At 75.9% G+C, this 5111-nt stretch carries 3 protein-coding genes and 1 pseudogene; 1 reads left to right on the top strand and 3 read right to left on the bottom strand.

What is annotated here, in order from left to right; translation table 11 throughout:
• The 3 genes and pseudogenes from ABEB16_RS06525 to ABEB16_RS06515 form a co-directional block, all read right to left on the bottom strand.
• Positions 1-316, bottom strand: a pseudogene (locus ABEB16_RS06525) (hypothetical protein); the annotation flags it as partial.
• Positions 313-2265, bottom strand: a complete 1953-nt coding sequence (locus ABEB16_RS06520) for a primary-amine oxidase (RefSeq protein WP_345711448.1) — start codon at positions 2263-2265, stop codon at positions 313-315. The gene ABEB16_RS06520 and the pseudogene ABEB16_RS06525, both read right to left, overlap by 4 nt.
• Entirely contained in the window at positions 2262-3824 is a 1563-nt protein-coding gene (locus ABEB16_RS06515; protein WP_345711447.1) for an APC family permease, read from the bottom strand. Before ABEB16_RS06515 ends, ABEB16_RS06520 begins: the two co-directional genes overlap by 4 nt.
• A gap of 271 nt (positions 3825-4095) precedes the next feature.
• Between ABEB16_RS06515 and ABEB16_RS06510 the strand changes: the two genes are divergently transcribed.
• On the top strand, positions 4096-5111 hold a 1016-nt coding region (locus tag ABEB16_RS06510; protein WP_345711446.1), incomplete at its 3' end, for an APC family permease.

The following is a 5111-nucleotide window of genomic DNA, read 5'->3' as shown; positions in this document are numbered from 1 at the left end:
CCTCGACCGTCCCGCCCGCCGGCGCCGCGAGCAGCGCCCCGCCCGCCGGCGCCGCGAGCAGCGCGGCGTGCACCCCGAGCATCACCAGGCCGACGACGGCCACCAGCCCCCAGGTGCGCGGCGACGGCGCCCGCCACAGGTGACCCGTGCACGGCAGGCACACCAGGGACATCGCCAGCAGCGCACCCGCCAGCGGCAGCGAGGCACCGGCGTGCGCCAGGGCCAGCGGCACGTGCAGCGCCGCCGCGACCGCGCCGACGACCGCGGCGCACCGGGAGGCCGTCACCTCCCGGTGCGCCGCGCGGGCCGTGCTCACGCGCCGCAGCACCCCTCGCCGCCGGCCGCCGGCTTCGACGACGGCACCCCCAGGGCGGGGTTGCGGTCGAAGAACCCCGCGGGCTTGAGCGTGAAGCCGGCGTAGTCCACCGGCATGACGGGCCAGTCCTCCGGGCGCGGGAAGTGCGTGAGCCCGAAGGTGTGCCACAGGACGATGTCCTGCCCGTCGATGTCGCGGTCCGCCGCGGTGAACGCCGGCAGGCCGGCACCGCCGGGGTGCTGGTTGACGAGCTCGCCGGCCGGGTAGCGCTCGGCGGGGTCGTAGCGCGTCACCCACAGGTGCTTGGTGGCGAACGCGGCCCGCTCGTGCACGGAGGAGCTGGGGTCGGCCAGCAGCACCGGCTGGTGCTCGGGGTGCAGGGCGTACCCCACCGGCCGCCCGAGCCGGTTCGTCTTCTCGGTGTTCAGCACGTGCCAGACGCGGCCGGTGGCGCCGTCGGCCTCGCGCTGCGCCTGCAGCTCGGTGGTCAGCCGGGTGGCCTTGCGCGCGAAGGCGTTGCCGCGCGGGTTGTCCGGGCCGACGGGCACGCGGGCGGCCTCGACCTCCTCCACGGCGTTGGCCAGTCCGTCGACCATCACGTCCAGCCGCGCGGAGAACAGGTGCTGGTGGAACGGCGCCGCCAGGCCGGGGGCCACCTCGGTGGAGTACTCCAGCCCCTCCGGCGGGTGGGCGGCGGTGAACACGACGCCGGTGGCCTTGGCCTCCAGCTCCACCGTGCCGTCCAGGTACAGGTACCAGTAGAAGCCGTAGTCGTAGTTGCCGATGGTGGTGAAGAAGGAGATGACCAGCCGGCGCTGGCGGCGGGTCTCGTCCATGCCGTTGAAGATGTCGGTGTGCTTCCACAGCACCCCGTAGTCCTCCTCGTGCAGGCAGATCGCGTTGCCGATGGTGCGCGGGCGGCCGGACTCGTCGGCCAGCACGGCGTCGAAGTAGTGGATCTCGCCGAGGCAGTCGCACCCCAGCGCCAGGGAGTTGGTGTAGCGGGCGAACATGTACTCACCCGTGTCGAAGTAGTTCTGCCAGGAGCGCACGGGCGAGGTCTCGGCGTACGGCACGACCATCTCGGCGATCGAGGCCCGGTACAGCAGCGGGCGGCCCTGCACGGACAGCTGGTGCAGGGTGAGGCCCTCGCGCGCGTCGAAACCGACGCGGACCTCCCAGCCCGCCCACCGCACGACGTCGCCGTCGACGGTGAAGCTGGGCCCCTCCGGCTGGGTGATGTCGATGGGCTTGAGGTCGGTGCGCGTCGCGGCGGCGTGCGGGGCCGCGTCCCAGCGCCCGGGCTCGGCGGGCACGTCGAGGCGCTGGTGGTCCAGCACCTCCAGCACCCGGCCGGCGACGAGGTCGACGTAGGCCACCAGGCCGTCCACCGGGTGCGCCCACGCCAGCGCCTGCGGGTCGGGCTGGTGGAACCCGAACACCCGCACGATGCGCCGCCCGTCCCGGGGGACGTCGTCGTAGCTGCCGGCCGACAGCGGCACGGTGCGCACCGAGCGCGGGTCGAGGCCGCGGGCGGTCAGCGCGGACGTCCAGCGCTCGTCGGCCAGGACGATCGGGTCGACGGCCGCGAACTCCTCGTCGAGGATCGGCAGCTGCCCCTCCACGGCGCCGTCGACGACGTGGTCGGACAGCACCTCGCCGGTGGTGAGGGATGCCACGACGATCCGGCCGGTGCCGGTCGCGGTGTCCAGCAGCATCACCCGCACGCGGCGCTCGACGGGGTCGCCGGGGGTGAACGCCAGGACCTCCGCCTTGGGCGGCTCCTCCAGGCCCAGGTAGGCGAACCTCGTGGTGGGCGTCAGCGCACCCGCACCCTCGAGCAGTTCGCGGGCGGCGTCGATCTCGGCGGCGCTCAGCCGGTCCAGCGGGTGCGCCGGGGCGGCGGCCGCGGTCGTGGCGGTGGTGGCGGGGGTGTCGAGCAGGCTCATGCGCGGGGCTCCGGTGAGGTGGCGGGGGTGGGGGTCCGGGTGGGGTTGCGGGTGGGGTGGTCGTCGGCGGCGGGGTGGGCCGGGCCGCCCGCCTGGTGCGGCACGGTCGCGGCCTGGTGGGAGCCGGTCAGCAGCGGGTCGGCGGACGGCCTGAGCAGGCCCACGACCGGCCCGACCGCGTACGAGGCGGCCAGCAGGACGAGGAACGCCGTCCCGACGCCCCAGCCGCCGACCAGCAGGCCGAAGTTCGAGGCCGTCAGCCACGTCGCGACCGCCAGGCCGGCGGTGCCGATGACGGGCGCCACGACGGTGTTCCACACGCGGGTGTCCACCCGCCGGCGGCGGAAGAACACCAGGACCGCCACGCAGGTCACGAGCATCAGCAGGACGAAGCCGAGGGTCGCGATGCCCGACATCCAGGTGAAGACCTCCAGCACCGGGTCCAGGCCGGTCAGCGCGAACACGGCCAGCAGCAGCAGCGAGGAACCGGTCTGCAGCAGCGACGCGACGTGCGGGGAGCGGTGGCGCGGGTGGCTGGCGCCCCACGCCCGCGGCAGCACACCGGTGTTGGCCATGGCGAACACGTACCGGTTGAGGACGTTGTGGAACGACAGCACGCAGGCGAACAGGCTGGTCAGCAGCAGGACCTGCACGACGTCGGCGACCACGCCCCCGGCGTAGTCCTCGGCGGTCTGCACGACCATCCCGACGGGGTTCTCGCCGGCCTGCGCGACCGCGCCGCCGTCGCCCCAGGCGGACACGACCGCCCACGCCGAGACGGTGTAGAACAGGCCGATGAGCGCCAGGGACGCGTAGGTCGCCCGCGGGATCGTGCGGTCGGGGTCGCGCGACTCGTCGCGGAACACCGCGGTGCACTCGAACCCGATGAAACCGGCGAGCGCGAGCATGAGGCCGATGCCGGGGGCGCCGGCCGCGATGCCCGAGGGGGTGAGCGCAGCGGTGGACAGCCCCTCCTGCGACCCGCCGGCGAGGACGACGGCGGCGTCGACGACGAGGACGATCCCGACCTCGGCGACCAGCAGGACGCCGAGGACCCTGCTCGACAGGTCGATGTGCCGGTAGCCGAGGGCCCCGACGAGCGCGGCGGACGCGGCCGCCCACACCCACCACGGGACCTGCGGGCCGCCGAGGTCGGCGACGACGACACCGAGCTCGTTGCCGAGGTAGCCGTACACCGCGACCTGGATCGCCTGGTACGTCAGCAGCGCGAGGAAGGAGGCGCCCAGCCCGTTGAGCCGGCCCAGGCCGGCGCCGATGTAGGTGTAGAACGCGCCGGCGTCGGGCACGTAGCGGGTCATCGCGGTGAAACCCACCGCGAAGAACAGCAGGACCACCGCGCCGACCGCGTACATCGCCGGGAACCCGGCGCCGTTGCCGAGCGTGATGCCCAGCGGCACCGTGCCGCCCACCACGGTCAGCGGGGCCGCGGCCGCGACGACCATGAAGACGATCGAGCCGACGCCGAGGCGGCCGGACAGGCGGGGTGTCCCGGCCGGCGCCGCACCGGTGGCGCCGGGGGAGCCGGTGGAGTTCGCCATGACGCTCCTCGTCTCAGGGGTGGGGCGGCCGGGTGGCCGCCCGGCAGGATCCTGGGCGGTGGCCGTTTCGGGCGCGTTGTCCGCGTGTTGAGGTCGTGCGACGGCGAACGGGACGCCGGCGCGGGCGGTGTCCCGTTCGCCCGGGGACCGCCGAAACCGGCGGGTAACGCCGCCGAAACAGCGGCTGGGCACCGTGGCCCGGGCGCGCGAGGGCGCGCCGGGGAGGCGGGTCGGGGTGCGGGCGGCGGCAGGTGGTGCGCGAGGGGGTCCGGTGCGGTTGCGGGCGACCTCCCCCGTGGCGGGTCTGCGCCGCCGCTCCCTGGGGCCGGTGGAGGTCCTGGCCCAGTCCGTCGCCGCGACCGCCCCGGCGGCGGCGATGGCGACCTCGCCCGCCCTGGCGATGGCGCCCGGCGCGCTCGCACCGCCCGTGCCGGCGTTCGCGGCCGCGACCGTCGTGGTGCTCCTCGTGGCCTCCTGCATCCGCCAGTTCGCGCGCCGCATGGTCGCGCCCGGGTCGCTGTACAGCTTCACGGCCAAGGGCCTGGGGCCGGTGCCCGCGCTCGTCGGCGGCGCCGCGCTGGCCGTCGGCCACTGGTTCCTCGTCGCCGGCTCCCTCACCGGCGCCGGCTGGTGCGCCGTGGCGCTGCTGCAGCGGTCCACCGGCACCGGCGGTGGGCTCGTGCCCCTCGCCGCGGCCGTCCTGCTCGGCGGTGCGCTCGTGGTCGGCTCGGCCCTGCGCGGGGTGGGCCCGTCCGCGCGCCTGGTGCTCGCCCTGGAGGCGGTCTCGATCGCGGTGGTGGGCACCGCCCTGGTGGTGCTCCTGCTGCGCAGCGGTCCACCGCCGCCGGTGGCGGCGGTGCTGCCGGGCGCTCCGCCCGGTGGTGGTGCGCAGGGGGTGCTGCTGGCGGTGACGGCCTTCGTGGGGTTCGAGAGCGCCTGCGCGCTGGGCACCGAGAGCCGCCGCCCGTTCGCCGCGGTCCCCGCCGCGGTCCGCCGGACCGTGCTGGGGGCCGGGGTGCTGTACGTGCTGTCCTCCGCGGCGCAGGCCGCCCTGTTCGCGGGGGCTCCTGCCGCGGTGGGCGGACCGATGCCGCTGGTGGACGTCGCCCTCGCCCGCGGCGGCCCGCTGCTCGCGGTGGCCGTCGAGCTCGGCGTGCTCGCCTCCTTCCTCGGCTGCGCCGCCGGGTCGCTGACGGCGCTGGTGCGCCTGCTGTTCACCGCAGCGCGCGAAGGGGTGCTGCCCGCCGCCCTGGGCCGGACCGGCCGCACCGGCACCCCCGCCACCGC

The organism is Kineococcus glutinatus (assembly GCF_039542765.1).
GTDB lineage: Bacteria > Actinomycetota > Actinomycetes > Actinomycetales > Kineococcaceae > Kineococcus_A > Kineococcus_A glutinatus.
Note: the sequence above shows the minus strand (reverse complement) of the source record. Positions and strands in the feature narration are given on the sequence as shown.

Bases quoted from the DNA above. Each gene is read 5' to 3' on its own strand.
- ABEB16_RS06515 (WP_345711447.1), bottom strand. From the start codon at position 3,824: ATGGCGAACTCCACCGGCTCCCCCGGCGCCACCGGTGCGGCGCCGGCC.
- ABEB16_RS06520 (WP_345711448.1), bottom strand. From the start codon at position 2,265: ATGAGCCTGCTCGACACCCCCGCCACCACCGCCACGACCGCGGCCGCC.